The organism is Labrenzia sp. THAF191a (genome assembly GCF_009363335.1).
GTDB lineage: Bacteria > Pseudomonadota > Alphaproteobacteria > Rhizobiales > Stappiaceae > Roseibium > Roseibium algicola.
Window position 1 is genome coordinate 2,247,377 of the sequence record NZ_CP045333.1, and the last position, 17,564, is coordinate 2,264,940.

Below are 17,564 nucleotides of genomic sequence, written 5' to 3' on the forward strand. Positions count from 1 at the left end.
AAGGGAAGAAACATCTATGGTAGGGTCGGCCAGCGCTACATCGCGCGGGGAGGACACCTTTCCGAAGATTCTCATGCGCAACGCGCAAGTCTTCGGGGACCGGACGGCGTTCCGGGAAAAGGATTTCGGGATCTGGCAAAGCTGGACCTGGTCCGAGGTGTGTGAAGAAATCCGCGCATTCTCCATCGGATTGAAATCTCTGGGCCTGAAGGCTGGAGACAAGATCGCCATCGTCGGTGCGAACCGTCCAAGGCTCTATTGGGCGATGGTTGCCGCGCAGGCACTCGGGGCCGTTCCGGTGCCTGTCTATTCGGACAGTGTCGCCGAGGAAATGGCCTTCGTGCTCGGCCATGCCGAAGTCACCTTCGCGGTGGTCGAGGATCAGGAGCAGGTCGACAAGCTCCTGTCGATGGCGGACGAGGTGAAGTCGCTCACCGAGATCATCTATGATGAAGTGCGCGGCCTGCGCGATTACGATCATACCCACCTGCACGGCTATTCCTCGGTACTGGAAAAGGGACGCGAGCTGCTTGCGGCAACGCCGTCCCTAGCGGCCGAGTGGGAGGCCGGATTCCGTGAAGCCAAGGGCTCAGACATTGCGGTGATGCTGTACACTTCCGGCACCACCGGGAGACCGAAGGGCGTGATGCTGTCCTTCGACAATCTGGTCATTTCGGCGCGCAACGGCAACAAGTTCGATCATCTGGACGAGACCGAAGAAGTGCTCGCCTACCTGCCGATGGCCTGGATCGGCGACCACGTATTCTCCCTGGCGCAGGCTTTCACGGCGGCCTATTGCGTCAACTGTCCGGAAAGCATGGACACGATCGACGTGGACCGGCTTGAAATCGCGCCGACCTATTTCTTCGCGCCGCCGCGCGTTTTCGAGAACATGCTGACCCGCATCATGGTGCGCATGGAAGATGCGGGTAAAACCAAGCGTGCGATCTTCGACTATTTCATGGAGGTTGCCCGCAAGGTGGGCGAGAAGATCCTGAATGGCGAAACGGTCGGCCTGAAGGACCGGATGCTTTACGCCCTCGGCGAATTCTGCGTCTACGGACCTCTCAAGAACCGCATGGGTCTCACCCGCATGAAAGTCGGCTATACGGCCGGTGAGGCCATCGGGCCAGAGATCTTCCGGTTCTTCCGCTCGCTGGGGCTCAACCTCAAGCAGCTCTACGGCCAGACCGAAGCCAGCGTCTACATAACGCTGCAGCCGGATGGCGAGATCTACGGCGATACGGTCGGCAAACCGGCTCCCGATGTCGAGCTCAAGATCGCCGACAGCGGTGAAGTGATGTACCGCTCGCCGGGTGTCTTCGTCGGCTATTTCAAGAATGACGAGGCTACTGCCAGCACCAAGACGCCGGACGGCTGGGTGCATACGGGTGATGCCGGCATCATTGCCGAGAACGGCCACCTGAAGATCATCGATCGCGCCAAGGATGTGGGCAAGCTCAATGACGGGGCATTGTTCGCGCCGAAATACATCGAGAACAAGCTGAAGTTCTTCCCGAACATCAAGGAGGCGGTCGCCTTCGGTCACGAGAAGGACATGGTGGGCGTCTTCATCAACATCGATCTGACTGCGGTCGGCTCCTGGGCGGAACGCAACAACGTCAACTATGCCTCCTACCAGGAACTTGCCGCGCATCCAGATGTCTACGGCATGATCGAGAGCCACGTCGATCAGGTGAACCGGGACCTTTCCCGCGAACCGATGATGGCAGGTGCGCAGATCAAGCGGTTCCTGATCCTGCACAAGGAGCTGGACGCGGATGACGGCGAGCTCACCCGGACTCAGAAGGTTCGCCGGAGCTTCATCGCCGAGCGCTATGGTCCACTGATCGACGCGCTTTACGACGGATCCACCTCCAAGCATGTGCGTACCGAAGTAACCTTTGAAGACGGCCGCAAGGGCGCAATCGAAGCCACCGTCGAGATCCGCGACATGTCCACCCATGACGCCGGAGCGGGCGTACAGGAGGCCGCCGAATGAACGCGATCGTTTCCGACAAGACACTGTCGCCGAATGGCGCGCAGGAACCGGCAGAGCGCGAGGTGCTGCTGCGGGTCGACAACGTGTCGCTGTCCTTCGGCGGCGTGAAGGCGATTACCGACATTTCGTTCGACATCCAGAAGGGCGAGATCCGCGCGATCATCGGACCGAACGGGGCCGGCAAGACGTCGATGCTCAACGTCATCAACGGATTTTATCATCCGCAGGAAGGCACGATCACCTGGCAGGGCCAGGTGCGCCGCAAGATGAAGCCTTACGAGGCAGCCAGCCAGGGGATTGCCCGGACCTTCCAGAACGTGGCGCTGTTCAAGGGCATGACCACGCTGGACAACATCATGTCCGGCAGGACCTTGAAGATGCACAAGAACTTCTTCTGGCAACTTCTGTGGCGCGGCCCGGCGGAGCGCGAGGAAATCGAACATCGGCGCAAGGTCGAGGACATCATCGATTTCCTTGAAATTCAGGCAATCCGCAAGACTCCGGTCGGGCGTCTGCCCTACGGGCTGCAAAAGCGGGTCGAGCTTGGCCGCGCGCTGGCGATGGAGCCGGACCTGTTGCTGCTCGACGAGCCGATGGCCGGTATGAACCTTGAAGAAAAAGAAGACATGAGTCGGTTCATTATCGACGTGAACCAGGAATTCGGCACGACGATCGCCCTGATCGAACATGACATGGGCGTCGTCATGGATCTCTCCGACCGGGTGGTCGTGCTCGACTACGGCAAGAAGATCGCCGACGGGCCACCGGAGGAAGTGCAGGCCAGCCAGGCCGTTATCGACGCTTATCTCGGTGTGAGCCACTAGGAGGGACGAACCATGCTCTACGACATTTTTATCGATCCCTTCGTACAGATGTACCAGATGCCGGATTTCTTCCTGCAGGTCCTGTGGGAAGGTTTCGTCGCCGGAATTCTGTATGCGCTGATCGCGCTGGGTTTCGTGCTGATCTTCAAGGCCTCCGGCGTGTTCAACTTCGCCCAGGGCATCATGGTGGTGTTCGCCGGCCTGACGCTGGTGGGACTCAACGAAAACGGCGTGCCCGCCTATCTGGCACTGATCCTGACCATCGGCGTGATGGGGGTTCTGGCGTACGGAGTGGAACGGGTGGTCATGCGGCCTCTGGTCAACCAGCCGGAAATCATCCTGCTGATGGCGACCATCGGCCTGACGTATTTCCTCGTCGGCTTCGGTGAATTCGTCTTCGGCGGCGAGCCCAAGCAGATGATCACCGAGCAACTGGGGCTGCCAACCGGCTCGACTGCGTTCGAATTCGGCGACCGGGGGCTCGTGATCCTGCAGCATATCGATATCGCGGCAGCCGTGATCGCGGTGGTGATGGTGACGGCGCTCGGCATCTTCTTCAACAAGACGCGGATCGGCCGGGCCTTGCGGGCCGTTGCTGACGACCACCAGGCTGCCCTTTCCGTCGGTATCTCTCTCAACCAGATCTGGGCGATCGTCTGGTTCGCAGCAGGCCTCGTGGCCCTGGCGACCGGCATCATGTGGGGGGCGCGGTCCGACGTGTCCTTCGCGCTGGAAATCGTAGCGTTCAAGGCGTTGCCTGTGCTGATCCTCGGCGGCTTCACGTCGATCCCGGGTGCCATTGTCGGCGGCCTGATCATCGGCTTCGGCGAGAAGATCGGCGAACTGTACTGGGGTGGTCTTGTCGGGGGCGGGATTGAATCCTGGCTCGCCTATATCATCGCCCTGATCTTCCTTCTGTTCCGGCCACAAGGCCTCTTCGGCGAACGTATCATCGAGCGGATCTAGGGATATCTGACCCATGTTTTATCGCGAAGCTGGCCAATTCAAGACGAGTTACAAGGCGGATCAGGCGCTGTTCCCGATCCTCCAGGACCGCGTCGGCCTGGCCGTCATCCTGATCACGGCATTTGCAGTCATTCCGGCTCTTGCCAACGACTTCTTCCTGACCTCCATCATGATCCCGTTCCTGGTGTTTTCGCTGGCGGCGATCGGGCTGAACATCCTGACCGGGTTCTGCGGACAGTTGTCCCTGGGAACCGGTGCGTTCATGGGGGTCGGTGCCTATGCCGCCTACAAGCTGACGTCGATCTTTCCCGATGCCAATGTCATCGTGATGGTTCTGGTGTCCGGCGTCTTCTCGGCTGCCATCGGCGCGGTCTTCGGACTGCCGAGCCTGCGCATCAAGGGGCTTTACCTGGCGGTGACGACGCTCGCCGCGCAGTTCTTCCTGGAATGGTGCTTCATCCGTATTCCGTGGCTCTACAACTACAACGCCTCCGGCGCGATCGAAGTGCCGCGCCGCGAAGTTTTCGGCATCATCGCCACGGGGGCGGAAGCAACGGCGCTGGCGCGCTACTTCATCGTTCTCGGTATCACGGTGCTGATCGCCTTCCTGATGGCGAACGTCCTGCGCGGCCGGATCGGCAGATCCTGGATGATGATCCGCGACATGGACATTGCGGCTGAACTCATAGGCGTTCGCCCGCTGCAGACCAAGCTGATGGCCTTTGCCGTGTCGTCCTACATCTGCGGCGTGGCCGGTGCGATGATGGTGTTCTTCTGGCTGAATGCCGCCGAGCCGTCGTCCTACTCCATCCGGTTGTCCTTCCAGGTGCTGTTCATGGTGATCCTGGGCGGCCTGGGCAGCCTCGGCGGAGCCTTCATGGGAGCCGCTTTCATCTGGATCCTGCCTGTGGTTCTGAAATTCGTACCCGGCCTCCTCGGCATCGACCTGGCCGCGGAGACCGTGGAGCACGCGACCTTCATGATCGTTGGCGCTCTCATCATTTTCTTCCTGATCGTCGAACCGCACGGCTTTGCGCGGCTCTGGCAGATCGCGAAGCAGAAGCTCAGGGTCTGGCCGTTCCCTTACTAGGGGCTGCCAGCCTTTTCGCCCGCCATCCGGACATGGACCGATCCGGTGAGGAATGGCGCAACCGGTCCGGCGGTATTCATTTCGATGCCGCGTGGGAGGAGAATATGAAAAGCATCAAGCAATTTGCGCTGGGAACCGCTGTTGCGCTCGGGGTCGGTCTCTCCGGCGCCATGACGACCGCGGTCCAGGCACAAGATACCAACTATGTGCCGCTCCTGACTTACCGGACAGGGCCTTACGCTGGCTCCGGCATCCATATCGCCAACGGCATGCATGACTACCTGCAGATGCTGAACGAGCGCGATGGTGGCATCGGCGGCGTCAAGCTGGCGCTGGAAGAGTGTGAAACCGGCTACAACGCCCAGAAAGGCGTCGAGTGCTACGAAGCCACCAAGGGCAAGGGCGCGCTGGTTTACAACCCGTATTCCACCGGTATCACGCTTCAGCTGATCCCCAAGGCCGGTGTCGACAAGATCCCGGTTCTTTCGATGGGCTACGGCCTGTCGGCTGCCGCTGTCGGTTCCACGTTCCCGTGGATCTTCAACGTGCCGGACACCTATTGGGACGGCGCTTCCGTGGTCATCAAGTACATCGGTGAGCAGGAAGGCGGTCTTGAAAACCTCAAGGGCAAGAAGATCGGCTACATCTTCCTTGACGCCGGTTACGGCCGCGAGCCCCTGCCGCTTTTGGAACAGCTGGCCGAAAAATACGGCTTCGAGCTGCTGCAGTACCCGGTTCCGGGTGCGGAAATGCAGAACCAGTCTTCACAGTGGCTGAACGTACGCCGCGACCGTCCGGACTACATGATCATGTGGGGCTGGGGCGCGATGAACCCGACCGCCGTCAAGGAAGCCGTCAAGATCCGCTTCCCGATGGACAAGTTCATCGGTGTGTGGTGGTCCGCAGGTGACGACGATGCTGCCGCCGGCGGTGAAGGTGCCAAGGGCTACAAGGCACTGAACTTCTCCGGTGTCGGCGCCGACTTCCCGGCTCTCGATGACATCAAGAAACACGTCATCGATACAGGCAAGTCCTCCACCGATGCGGAGACGATCGGAAGCACGCTCTATAACCGCGGCGTTCTGAACTCGGTCATCATCGCGGAAGGCATTCGCAGCGCCCAGCAACTGACCGGCAAGACGGTCATCACGGGCGAAGACATGCGTCTTGGTCTCGAGGCTCTCAACCTGGACGAGGCTCGTCTGGCCGAGCTCGGCCTGAAGGGCTTCGCCCATCCGATGAAAGTGACCTGCGATGACCATGCCGGCAGCCATCCGGTGTTCATCCAGGAGTGGGACGGCAAGAAGTGGCGTCAGGCTTCAGACTGGATCGAGCCGATGACCGATGTGGTCCGTCCGCTGCTGGAAGCAGCCGCTGCGGAATACGCAGAAAAGAATGCGCCGTGGCCGGCGCGCACCGAACCCTGCCCGAACTGATAGGCAGTCCGCTCCGCCGCGCCGCATCAACGTGCGGCGGAGCAACCAGGGAGAAAAGGGAATGGCATTGCTGGATGTAGAACAGCCTGGTTCGCAGGGCGCTCGGGATGCTGCCGGGACAATCCTGTCGGTCAACAATATCGAGGTCATTTATGACCACGTGATCCTGGTGCTGAAGGGCGTGTCGCTGACGATTCCCAAAGGCGGGATCGTGGCGCTGCTCGGCGCGAATGGAGCGGGCAAGACGACCACGCTGAAAGCGATTTCGAACCTGCTTGGTGCCGAACGCGGCGAAGTGACAAAGGGCAAGATCCTTTTCGATGGCGAAGAAGTCCAGGCCCTGTCGCCAAACGATCTGGTTCGCCGGGGATGCATCCAGGTGATGGAAGGCCGGCATTGTTTCGGTCACCTGTCCATCGAGGAAAACCTGCTCACGGGCGCCTACACCCGCAAAGACGGGTACAGCGCCGTGAAGGCGGACCTGGAGATGGTCTACAATTATTTTCCGCGTCTGCGCGAGCGGCGTGGCAGTCAGGCCGGTTATACCTCCGGCGGCGAACAGCAGATGTGCGCTATCGGCCGTGCCCTGATGAGCCGGCCGAAGATGATCCTGCTGGATGAACCGAGCATGGGGCTGGCGCCTCAGCTTGTGGAGGAAATCTTCGAGATCGTCCGCCAGCTCAACCAAAAGGAAGGCGTGTCCTTCCTGCTTGCCGAACAGAACACCAACGTGGCGCTGAAATACGCGACCTACGGCTACATTCTGGAATCCGGCCGCATCGTGCTCGACGGCGACGCCAAGGCGTTGCGCGAGAACGAGGACGTCAAGGAATTCTATCTGGGCGTTGGCGGCGAGGGCCGTCGGTCGTTCCGGAATGTCAAACATTATAAGCGAAGGAAGCGCTGGCTGGCCTGACGGGGTTTCAGACACAGGGCCGAAACAGGCGGAGACGACCATGAGCGACATTCAGTTTGACGCGCGCGAGCGGCAAGACGCCGCTCAGCGCGAACGGGATCTTTTTGCCCGATTGCCGGACCTTCTGGTCCATGCGACAGGCAAATCCTCCGGGTGGGCCGTACATCTGGACGGATGCGATATTGCTGGCGTTACCGACCGGACAGCGCTTGCGGGACTGCCGGTCCTGCGCAAGTCCGACCTTCTGGAAAAGCAGCGGGCACAGCCGCCCTTCGGCGGATTTCTGGCAGGTGAGCTTTCCGGTGCTGCAAGGGTTTTCATGTCGCCAGGACCTATCTGGGAACCGCAGGCACCCGGACTCGATCCCTGGAACGGTGCGCGAAGCCTGTTCGCAGCCGGTTTCCGCAAGGGCGATGTGGTTCTCAATGCGTTTTCCTATCACCTGACACCGGGTGGTTTCATTCTGGATCAAGGTGCCATTGCACTTGGATGCACGGTGTTTCCCGCCGGCGTTGGCAATACGGACAGTCAGGTCGAAGCGATCGAGGTGCTCAAACCGTCCGGTTTCGTCGGCACGCCGGACTATCTGAAGATCCTCCTCGATCGTGGCCGGGACCAGGGCCGGGATGTCTCCTCCATCAAGAAGGCCCTGGTCTCGGGTGGTGCGCTGTTTCCATCCCTGCGCGAGGAATACGAGGCAGGCGGAATTCGTGTCGGACAGTGCTACGCGACAGCGGACCTCGGCGTCATCGCCTATGAAACCGAGGCAAGGGAGGGCATGGTCGTCAACGAGGACTACATCGTGGAGATCGTGCGCCCGGGCACTGGCGAGCCGGTGGCAGATGGTGAGGTCGGCGAACTGGTGGTCACCAACTTCAACAGCCTTTATCCGCTGATCCGCTTCGCAACCGGCGATCTGTCCAAGATCATTCCCGGACAGTCGCCCTGCGGACGTACCAACATGCGGCTTGCCGGCTGGATGGGACGGGCAGATCAGCGCACCAAGGTCAAAGGCATGTTCGTCGATCCGGCGCAGATCGCGCAGATCGTTGCCGCCCATCCGGAAATCAGCAAGGCCCGCCTTGCCGTCAGCCGCATAGGCGAGGCCGATGCCATGACACTGACCGTGGAAACCGACGCCTCCGGCAACGGCTTGCCGGAACGGGTTGCGGAAACACTGCGTGAAGTGACCCATCTGAAGGGGGACGTCCTGACCGTTGCTCCGGGTGGATTGCCGAATGACGGCAAGGTGATTACGGATGAACGGGAGTACGGCTAAGGCTCGAAGCAACGCGCAGGCATGCCTCCGGAGTTAATGCAAGTTTCAGTCTCATCCTGAGGAAGCGCGCAAGCGCTGTTTCGAAGGATGGCTGCATACTCCGGAGCAAGTTGCCCATCCTTCGACACGGACCTGTCGGTCCACCTCGGGATGAGGTCTTTTGTTGTTGCACTTCCGCCTGAAATTCGGTGATCCGCCTGCTCAAATCTGCGTATGACAAATGCCGCATTGGCCTCGGCATGTGCTTGGCCTATGTATGGCGTCAGACAGACAGATCGTTTTAGGACCAATCCCGCAGATGACCGTTCAACCGACCGCGCCGATCGCAGCCGACCAGGAAGCCGCATTCAGAAAACTCGACCTGCCGAAGGACCATCCTTCGGTCAAGAGCGGCAAGGTGGGCGTGCTTCTGGTCAATCTGGGCACACCGGACGGCACGGACTATTGGCCGATGCGCCGGTATCTGCGCGAATTCCTGTCCGACAAGCGCGTTATCGAGTGGCCCCGGGCAATCTGGTATCCGATCCTCTATGGCATTGTTCTGATGACCCGTCCGGGCAAATCCGGCAAGGCTTACGAGGAGATCTGGAACAAGGAAAAGGACGAGTCGCCCCTGCGCACGATCACGCGCAGCCAGTCGGACAAACTGTCCGAGATGCTGGGCGATGCGGGTGGCAAGCTGAAGATCGACTGGGCGATGCGTTACGGTCAGCCGTCGATTCCGGACCGGTTGAAGGCGCTCAAGGACGAGGGCTGCGACCGGATCCTGGTCTTCCCGCTTTACCCGCAGTACTCGGCAACCACCACGGCGACGGTCAATGACGTTGTCTGCAAGACGCTTTTGAAGATGCGCTGGCAACCGGCGATCCGGACCGTTCCACCCTATCACGACGACCCGGTCTATGTGACCGCCCTCGCAAAATCAGTTGAGCGGCATCTGGAAAGCCTCGATTTCAAGCCGGACGTGGTGCTGACCTCTTATCACGGCATTCCGCAATCCTATTTCAAACGCGGGGATCCCTATCACTGCCACTGCATGAAGACGACCCGTCTCATGCGCGAAGTCCTGGGCTGGGACGCCGAGAAACTGCGTGTGACCTTCCAGTCCCGGTTCGGTCCGGAAGAATGGTTGCAGCCCTACACGGACAAGACCGTCGAACAGCTGGCCAAGGACGGCGTGAAAAACGTTGCGGTGATGAACCCGGGTTTCGTTGCAGACTGTCTCGAGACGCTTGAGGAAATTGCCGGCGAGGCCGGGGAGATCTTCGAAGAAAGCGGCGGCGAGAAATTCAGCCATATCCCCTGTCTGAACGACAGCGATCTTGGCATGGACGTGCTGTCCCATATCGTGCGGCGGGAACTTGGCGGCTGGATCTGACCAGCCGCAAATCCACAAGCGTTTAACCTTGCCGGTGGAAAATACTCGTAAAATTTCGCGATACTGCCCATAAGTCACGGCACTGTTTCACGAGCGCCTTAAGTGTTTGTGCGAACAGGGGTAGCGGGCGTGCGTCCGAATGGGCGCACTACCGCGAATACGCTGGAAACACTCTGGTATTCGGCGCATAGTGACGATGCTATTTTAAAAAATTACGGGAGACGTATATGCCAATCGCGGGATTTGACATTTTCCTGATCGGCCTTGTCGTGCTGGTCATTCTGGTCTTTTTCGCCGGCGTAAAGACGGTGCCGCAAGGCTACAATTATACGATCGAACGTTTTGGAAAATACCGGAAGACGCTGACACCGGGCCTGAATTTCATCATTCCGTTCATCGACAGGGTCGGCCACAAGCTCAACATGATGGAGCAGGTGCTGGACGTGCCGACACAGGAAGTGATCACCCGCGACAATGCGACGGTGAGCGCGGACGGCGTAACCTTCTACCAGGTGCTCGATGCTGCCCGTGCTGCCTACGAAGTGCTTGGTCTTCAGAACGCTATTTTGAACCTGACCATGACCAACATCCGCTCGGTGATGGGGTCGATGGATCTCGACAACCTTCTGTCCAACCGCGATGAAATCAATGCCCAGATCCTGCGCGTCGTCGATGCGGCTGCAGAGCCATGGGGCATCAAGATCACCCGTATAGAGATAAAGGACATCAATCCGCCGCGCGATCTGGTGGATGCCATGGCCCGCCAGATGAAGGCGGAACGCGAGAAGCGTGCCTACATTCTCGAGGCCGAAGGCAAGCGCCAATCGGAAATCCTGAAAGCGGAAGGCCAGAAGCAGTCGCTTATCCTGGAGGCCGAAGGCCGCCGCGAATCCGCGTTCCGTGACGCGGAAGCTCGCGAACGCGAGGCGGAAGCGGAAGCCAAGGCAACGCAGCTGGTGAGCGCGGCCATTGCCGCCGGTGACGTTCAGGCGATCAACTACTTCGTCGCCAACAAATACGTCGAAGCCTTCAAGGAACTGGCGACCTCGCGCAATCAGAAGACACTCATCCTCCCGATGGAAGCGACGTCGCTGCTGGGGTCCCTGAGCGGTATCGGTGCCATCGCCAAGGAAGCGTTCGGTGACGACGGTTCTTCGAGCCGGTCTTCTTCCCGCATTCCCAATACCCGCAGCGATGAAGGAGACGAGAACCGGTGAGCCTGATTGAAAGCACGATCGCTGCCCTCGGGGCTTGGAGCTGGTTCGTTCTGGGGCTTCTGCTGCTGGGACTCGAGATCCTGGCGCCTGGCACGATTTTTCTCTGGTTTGGCCTGTCGGCGCTTGTCGTCGGTGTCGTGGCTCTGTTGTTCGATTTCGCCTGGCAGGTGGATGTTGGGCTGTTCCTCGTGCTGTCACTCGTCAGCCTGCTGATCGGACGCCGGTTGATGCAGAAACTTGCATCGGAGAAGGGCGATCCGGGGCTCAACCAGCGCGGAAGTCGTTATGTCGGCCGAGAATTCACCCTTGCCGCGCCCTTGAACGAGGGCGCCGGAAACCTGTCCATCGATGACACGATCTGGCGCATTACCGGACCGGACATGCCGGCCGGCACGAAAGTTCGTGTCGAGGCAATTGACGGGGCGCGGCTGGTGGTCTCGCGGGTCAGCTAGATCTCACCGGCATCGTGCGCGTTTCCTTTGCAGGAGGCTGTTGCCGTACCGGACTAAAGCTTGTGGCCGGCCGGCAGCGGCGGTTCTTCAGCCTTGAGCAGAATGCCGATCCTGCGGTTTGCCGCCAGGTAGGGGTCGTTGGGGAACAGCGGTTCGGTGTCGGCCTTGCCGACCACTGAGTAGAACTGGTTATCCGGCACGCCGTATTCGGACAGGATCTGCCGGGCGACATTGGCGCGTTCGCTGGACAGCTCCCAGCCGGTATAGCTTGGATCGATGGACTGACGGCCGGCAGTCGTGTGGCCTGTAATCTCGATGCGATTTGGCATCTGCGACAGCACCGGTGCCATCTTCGCGATCAGGCGCCGGGTGGTCTCGTAAGGATACTTCGAGCCTTCCCGGAACATTGAGCGTCCGTCCTGATCGACGAGCATAATGTTCAGGCCTTCTTCGGATTCTTCCAGAATGATGTTGCTGGAAATTTCGGTGATTTCCGGCATTTCCTGCCAGGCCTGGCGCAGCGAGGCGGCAGCCGTCGCGAATTGCCGCGGCTTTTCGATATCGGCTTCCAGCGTGTCGTGCGTGTTGGCTTCCGGACCTTGTTTGCGCCGCTGTTCATGGCGCACCTGGGAGAAGTCGGAATCCATCTCCTGTTCGACCTGGCTGATATCCTTCATGTAGTCGCGGATCGGAATGCCCTCGACCTCGATGATACCGGTCTTGCGGGAGGTGTCCTTGACACCGAAGGCTTCGCGCATGGACCCGGCGACCACCTGAAGCTTTTCCTTGTCCTGAATGGAAAAGGAAATGATCAGAACGAAGAAGCAGACGAGCAGGGACATCAGATCGGCAAAGGTTACCAGCCAGTCCGGTGCACCGCCGCCTTGAGGTTTCTGTTTCTTTGCCATCGCGCTGTGGTCGCTCTTTTGTCAGTTCCGGATCAGATGTGGTTCGATCGATTTCGATTGAGCCCTTACCGATCGCATCCAGGGTTGGCGAACAATCTGCCCTGCGTCATCTGAAAGCCGCCTGTTCTAGGCCGCGTCCGCCAGCTCGGCGCGCAATTTGTCCGGCAGGTATGCGATCAGCATTTCCTTGATCAAGGCCGGGCTCTTGGATTCGCGGATCTGGCAAACACCGTCGATGATCAGCGTCTGGTTGAGATCGTCGACGTCGAATTTCGCATCCAGCTTGTCCACCAGAGGCAGACAAATGATGTTGGAGATCAACGCGCCGTAAAGGGTCGTCAGAAGGGCGACGGCCATGGAAGGCCCGATTGCTGCAGGGTCGTCCATGTTGGCAAGCATCTGCACCAGGCCGACCAGCGTCCCGATCATGCCGAAGGCGGGAGCGGAATCGCCAAGTGCCTTGAAAACGCGCTTGCCTTCCGCGAGCCGGGAAAGCTGCAGGTCGCGCTCGCGTTCCATCGATTCCTTGATGAATTCCAGCTCATAGCCGTCCGCAATATATTGCACGCCCTTGGCAAGGACAGGATCGGAGACGTCCACGTTCTCCAGGCCAAGCGGGCCGGACTTGCGGACGATTTCGCCCAGGTTGCTGATTTCCGTAATCAGGTCGCGAGGGCTTGCGTTCTTGCCCGCAAGCGCAACCTTGAAGCCCGTAACGAAAGCAGTGGCGATGTCGGAGAGCTGGAAACGGATAAGGGTAGCAGCCAGACCGCCGCCGATCACGATCAGCATCGACGGCACATCGATGAACTGGCCGAAACTGCCGCCAAGGAAAATAGCGGTCGTCACGATGCCGAAAGCACCCACAATGCCGATTAATGTCGCCAGATCCATTCTGTACACACACCAAGGTCTGCGGCGTCAAGCCGATGAAACTTTGGGGCAGTGTAAGAGGCTTATGGCTAATCAAATCCTAATGACGCGCCACTTGCGGGCCGGAAAAGAAACTTTTTCGACCCCGTGAGGCAATATTGCCTGCTTCGGTGAAAGATCAGGCTGCGCCGATGCGAAGAAGATCGTGCAGATGGACAATACCGACGGGGCGACCGTCCTCGATCACGAACACGGAGGTGATCGACAGGCTGTTGGCCAATTCAAGAATTGAAGCCGACAATGTGTCCGGAGAAACGGTCTTGGGAGCACGCGTCATGATTTCACCGGCGGATTTTGCCAGGAGATTTGACGAAACATGGCGGCGCAAGTCACCGTCGGTGATGATGCCGATCAACTGTTTCAGTTCGTCGACGACACCCAGCACACCGAAGCCGCGCTGGGTCATCAGGACGATGCCCTCGCTCATCGAGGTGTTTGCGGACACCAGCGGCATGCGTTCGCCGGTGTGCATGATGTCCTTGGCCGTTTTCAGGCTGGCGCCCAGGCGGCCACCCGGATGGAACACGCGGAAGTCCTGCGCGGTAAACCCACGTCCTTCCAGAAGAGCCACAGCAAGTGCGTCGCCGACGGCCAGCTGAATGAGGGCGGAGGTTGTCGGGGCGAGGCCATGCGGGCAGGCCTCGGTGACAGCAGGCAGGTTCATGACGATATCCGCTGCACGGCCGAGGGTGCTGTCCTTGCGCGAGGTGATCGCGACCAAGGGCACCTTGAAGCGACGGGTGTAGCTGACGATGCCTGCCAGTTCCTGGGTTTCACCCGACCAGGACAGGGCGATCACGACGTCGTCTTCGGTGATCATGCCCAGGTCGCCGTGACTGGCTTCACTGGCATGAACGAAGAAAGACGGCGTTCCCGTTGACGCAAGGCTTGCTGCGATCTTGGTGCCGATATGACCACTCTTGCCGATACCGGTGATGACAACGCGTCCCTTGCTCTTTTGAATGAGATCGAAGGTCTTCTGGAACGGGATGGCAAGCCCGTTCTTCAGCGCTGCCCGCAGGGCACTCAGGCCGGCAATTTCCGTTTCCAGGGTCCGCTCTGCGGAGACGAGGCACAGGGACGTCATGTCTGTATTTTCTTCGGAAACCGGGTCGCGCAGAACGGTGGTCATGAACATAATTCTTTTTTTATTTAGGATCGCCTAGCTCTATGCCAGTCGCCCACGGGGATCAAGAACCCGTGATCTATTAAATGCATTAGATCAGGTGACTTTATGTAACTTTGTGTAACCTTCCAAATTGCGAAAAAGAAACGAAGGATTAACCATCCTTCGTCAGGTTGGACCGGACATTCCACGTCGACTGGTCCCGGAATTCATGCGCAGCTTTCTGCCTCTGATCACTTTTCTTGCCGTTTTGCAGGCCGTTTCCGCGGTCGCACAAACGACGCTTGACGATTTGCGCGGATCGGACGACCCAGGCGGGGCGCAAGAATCAGCAGACCCTTCCGATCAGGCAGCCCAGGCGGCAGACCGCAATCCTACGCAGGCAAATGTCTTTTCCCTCCGTTCGACACTGAATTCGGCAACGGCGGAAACCGGATCAAGCGGCCTTGGAACCAATGGCAGAGCCACTCCGGTCAGGCCATTCGCAGACAGGATTGCAGCGGTCGACAGGGCGGTTCCTCTATCGGACAGCGGTATCGACGACAGCGTTTTTGGCGGAGATACGACCTTCGATGCGGCAGAGGGGATCCGGCTCGGGTCCTTCACGCTGACGCCCCAACTGACCGTTTCGACAGGTTGGACCGATAACCGGTCACAGGCGGCAGACGGAACCCCTGGCAAGTTCTACCGGATTTCTCCCGATGTTTCGCTGACCTCTAACTGGTCACGCCATCAGCTGGACACTTCGCTGCGAGGTTCCTTCACCGGATATCCCGGTGATACCGACGACAACGAGGCGAATGTCTTTGCGGCGGCAAACCTGCGGCTCGACATCAGCGAAGCGACACAGGTAACGACCAGTATATCCTACACGCTCAGCCAGGAGGACGACGGCAGCGCAGAATCGGCTTCCGGGACCGACTATGATCACGAACTTTCGGGAAGCCTCAGCGGTACGCGCGCGATCGGCATCGTCGCCGCGACGGCTTCGCTCGGCGTCGACCGGAATTTCTATACGTCGGAAAGCGGCTCGGAATCCGGACGCAACAACACGCTCTACTCCGCCAGCCTGCGGCTGGACGGCAATACCGGCAGCGTGTTCTCGCCGTTTGTCGAGGGGGCGCTGCTTCTGCGGCGCTATGACGACACCTGTAGCGACGCCTTGTGCGAAAAGCGAAATGCCAATGGCTATCAGGTCATGGGTGGCGTCACCATCGCATCAGGCCCCAAACTGACCGGGGAACTCGGTGCGGGGTGGCGGATCGAGGACATTGAGGATGACAGGCTTGAAAACCTGTCAGGCCTGATTGCCGACGCCTCCCTGGTCTGGTCGCCAAGCCGACTGACGACGGTTACCGCTGGCCTTGGCACCTCCTTCGAGGCAACCGATATCGACGGTGCCAGCGGTTCGATCATCTACTCCGGCGACCTGCGCCTCGCTCATGCCTTCAGTGATCGTCTGGTGGGCGAGACCGGTGTCGGTTACAGTTACCGGACCTATGAAGGTGTTTCGATCGAAGAGCGTACCCTGACAGGGTTTGGTGGTCTGACCTTCGCTGTGACGAAGAACATTGCGGTGACGGCGGATTATACCCATCGTCGTTTCGACAGTTCCCAGCAGGGGAACGACTATTCCGAAAACGCTGTTGAAGCCGGCTTTAGATTGCGGCATTAACGTCACGGTAACCAAATCAACATCATTCATGGGGCGGGGGCAGAAACTTACGGACCTGGGCATCGAGGAGGCCCTGATGCGGAACCTTGCGCAGCTGACTGCGAACGTGAAAACCATATTGCCCTTTTCAGGAAGACTGAGAACCCTCGGGCGCCGGCTGCTTTTGACTGCCGCGGCGACGGGCACTTTGCTGGCCGTTTCGGTGCCGGCACAGGCCGATCAGGGGTTCAGCCAGTTCGTTTCCGGCTTCTGGCCGACGGCCAGGGCGGCCGGCATTTCTTCCCAGACCTACAACGCGGTCTTCACCGGCATGCAGCCGGACGATGACACCTTGCGCCTGATGAGCAAGCAATCCGAGTTCGTCAAACCGATCTGGGATTATCTCGATAGTGCCGTTTCAGACACGCGGGTCGAAAAAGGCCGCGAGATGCTGAAGGAGTACAGCCAGGTTCTTGCGGTCATCGAAAACCGCTACGGCGTCGATCGTGAAGCTGTCCTGGCGATCTGGGGCATGGAAACCAACTATGGCGGCTTCATGGGGCGTCATAACGTAATCCAGGCACTGGCGACGCTGGCCTATGCGGCGCCGCGCCGGAAGAGCTTCTGGGAAAAGGAACTCGTTACCGCGCTGGCGATCGTCCAGGCAGGTCATGTGCGTTTCCAGGACATGGAAGGTTCCTGGGCCGGCGCCATGGGGCACACCCAGTTCATGCCCTCCAGCTGGAAGGCCTATGCAGCCGACTATGACGGTGACGGCCGCCGGGATATCTGGACGTCCATTCCCGATGCACTCGCCTCAACCGCTGCCTATCTGCAAAAGCACGGCTGGCAGACAGGCAAGACCTGGGGATACGAGGTAGCCTTGCCCAGCGGGTTCGACTATCACATGGCCGACGGCGAAAAGACGCTGACGCTAGGCGAATGGGGTCGATACGGAATTCGCCGGTCAAACGGCAAGGATTTTCCGCGGCCGTCCGACAACGCCATCCTGGTTCTGCCTGCCGGAGCAAGCGGACCGGCGTTCCTGATGCTGAAGAACTTCTACGTGATCAAGCGTTACAACAACGCGACTGCCTATGCGCTTGCCGTCGGCCATCTTGCCGACCGGATCATTGGTGGCGGACCGATCGAGGGTGACTGGTCGCGAGAGCACCTTCCGCTCAATCGCTCGGAAACCGCGGAATTGCAGGCGCTTTTGAACCAGCGTGGATTTTCTGTCGGTACGGCGGACGGCAGGATCGGACCTGCTACCCGAAAGGGTATCCGAGCCTACCAGCGCTCACGTGGGATGGTTCCCGACGGTTATGCATCCATTGTTTTGCTGGCACGCCTGAAGCTGGACGGCTAAACTGGGCGCAGTTC

15 protein-coding genes are annotated in these 17,564 nt (G+C 59.6%); 12 read left to right on the forward strand and 3 right to left on the reverse strand.

Features of this window, described 5'->3' with window-relative positions; all coding sequences use genetic code 11:
- The first annotated feature begins 16 nt into the window (after window positions 1–16).
- The 10 genes from FIV05_RS10375 to FIV05_RS10420 all read left to right on the forward strand — a co-directional run bounded on the left by FIV05_RS10375 (window position 17) and on the right by FIV05_RS10420 (window position 11,560).
- The gene (locus FIV05_RS10375) at window positions 17–2,002 is read left to right on the forward strand and encodes an AMP-binding protein (protein WP_152509509.1); all 1,986 of its coding nucleotides are present in this window, start codon (window positions 17–19) and stop codon (window positions 2,000–2,002) included.
- Entirely contained in the window at window positions 1,999–2,826 is an 828-nt protein-coding gene (locus FIV05_RS10380) for an ABC transporter ATP-binding protein (RefSeq protein WP_023003592.1), read from the forward strand. Before FIV05_RS10375 ends, FIV05_RS10380 begins: the two co-directional genes overlap by 4 nt.
- Before the next feature lie 12 nt (window positions 2,827–2,838).
- Window positions 2,839–3,792 (forward strand): branched-chain amino acid ABC transporter permease, encoded by a 954-nt coding sequence (locus FIV05_RS10385; RefSeq protein ID WP_023003590.1) that lies wholly within the window; start codon window positions 2,839–2,841, stop codon window positions 3,790–3,792.
- A 13-nt stretch (window positions 3,793–3,805) separates the two neighbouring features.
- Entirely contained in the window at window positions 3,806–4,882 is a 1,077-nt protein-coding gene (locus tag FIV05_RS10390) for a branched-chain amino acid ABC transporter permease (RefSeq protein ID WP_152509510.1), read from the forward strand.
- 104 nt (window positions 4,883–4,986) lie between these two features.
- Entirely contained in the window at window positions 4,987–6,318 is a 1,332-nt protein-coding gene (locus tag FIV05_RS10395; RefSeq protein WP_031270547.1) for an ABC transporter substrate-binding protein, read from the forward strand.
- Between the two features lie 61 nt (window positions 6,319–6,379).
- Window positions 6,380–7,234: an ABC transporter ATP-binding protein gene (locus FIV05_RS10400; protein WP_023003584.1), complete on the forward strand. Its 855-nt coding sequence runs from the start codon at window positions 6,380–6,382 to the stop codon at window positions 7,232–7,234.
- Between the two features lie 40 nt (window positions 7,235–7,274).
- Window positions 7,275–8,513 (forward strand): AMP-binding protein, encoded by a 1,239-nt coding sequence (locus tag FIV05_RS10405; protein WP_152509511.1) that lies wholly within the window; start codon window positions 7,275–7,277, stop codon window positions 8,511–8,513.
- Between the two features lie 298 nt (window positions 8,514–8,811).
- Window positions 8,812–9,891 carry a ferrochelatase gene (gene hemH / locus FIV05_RS10410; protein ID WP_152509512.1) on the forward strand — a complete coding sequence of 360 codons (1,080 nt, stop codon included), beginning with the start codon at window positions 8,812–8,814 and terminating at the stop codon, window positions 9,889–9,891.
- 227 nt (window positions 9,892–10,118) lie between these two features.
- Window positions 10,119–11,108 (forward strand): SPFH domain-containing protein, encoded by a 990-nt coding sequence (locus tag FIV05_RS10415; protein WP_152505495.1) that lies wholly within the window; start codon window positions 10,119–10,121, stop codon window positions 11,106–11,108.
- A complete protein-coding gene (locus tag FIV05_RS10420) occupies window positions 11,105–11,560 on the forward strand; it encodes an NfeD family protein (RefSeq protein WP_152505496.1) in 456 nt (151 codons plus the stop codon). The genes FIV05_RS10415 and FIV05_RS10420 overlap by 4 nt, the downstream gene beginning before the upstream one ends.
- Before the next feature lie 53 nt (window positions 11,561–11,613).
- On the opposite strand, the gene FIV05_RS10425 is transcribed toward FIV05_RS10420, so the two are convergent.
- The 3 genes from FIV05_RS10425 to FIV05_RS10435 form a co-directional block, all read right to left on the reverse strand.
- Window positions 11,614–12,468 (reverse strand): flagellar motor protein MotB, encoded by an 855-nt coding sequence (locus tag FIV05_RS10425; protein ID WP_152509513.1) that lies wholly within the window; start codon window positions 12,466–12,468, stop codon window positions 11,614–11,616.
- A 126-nt stretch (window positions 12,469–12,594) separates the two neighbouring features.
- Window positions 12,595–13,362, reverse strand: coding sequence for a MotA/TolQ/ExbB proton channel family protein (locus FIV05_RS10430; RefSeq protein WP_152509514.1), 768 nt, complete (start codon window positions 13,360–13,362; stop codon window positions 12,595–12,597).
- A 157-nt stretch (window positions 13,363–13,519) separates the two neighbouring features.
- Complete coding sequence (locus FIV05_RS10435; RefSeq protein ID WP_152509515.1) at window positions 13,520–14,533, reverse strand: KpsF/GutQ family sugar-phosphate isomerase; 1,014 nt, start codon at window positions 14,531–14,533, stop codon at window positions 13,520–13,522.
- Between the two features lie 205 nt (window positions 14,534–14,738).
- Between FIV05_RS10435 and FIV05_RS10440 the strand changes: the two genes are divergently transcribed.
- Window positions 14,739–16,202 carry an outer membrane beta-barrel protein gene (locus FIV05_RS10440; protein WP_152509516.1) on the forward strand — a complete coding sequence of 488 codons (1,464 nt, stop codon included), beginning with the start codon at window positions 14,739–14,741 and terminating at the stop codon, window positions 16,200–16,202.
- Window positions 16,203–16,278: 76 nt separating this feature from the next.
- A complete protein-coding gene (locus tag FIV05_RS10445; protein ID WP_209009929.1) occupies window positions 16,279–17,550 on the forward strand; it encodes a lytic murein transglycosylase in 1,272 nt (423 codons plus the stop codon).
- Window positions 17,551–17,564 lie beyond the last annotated feature (14 nt).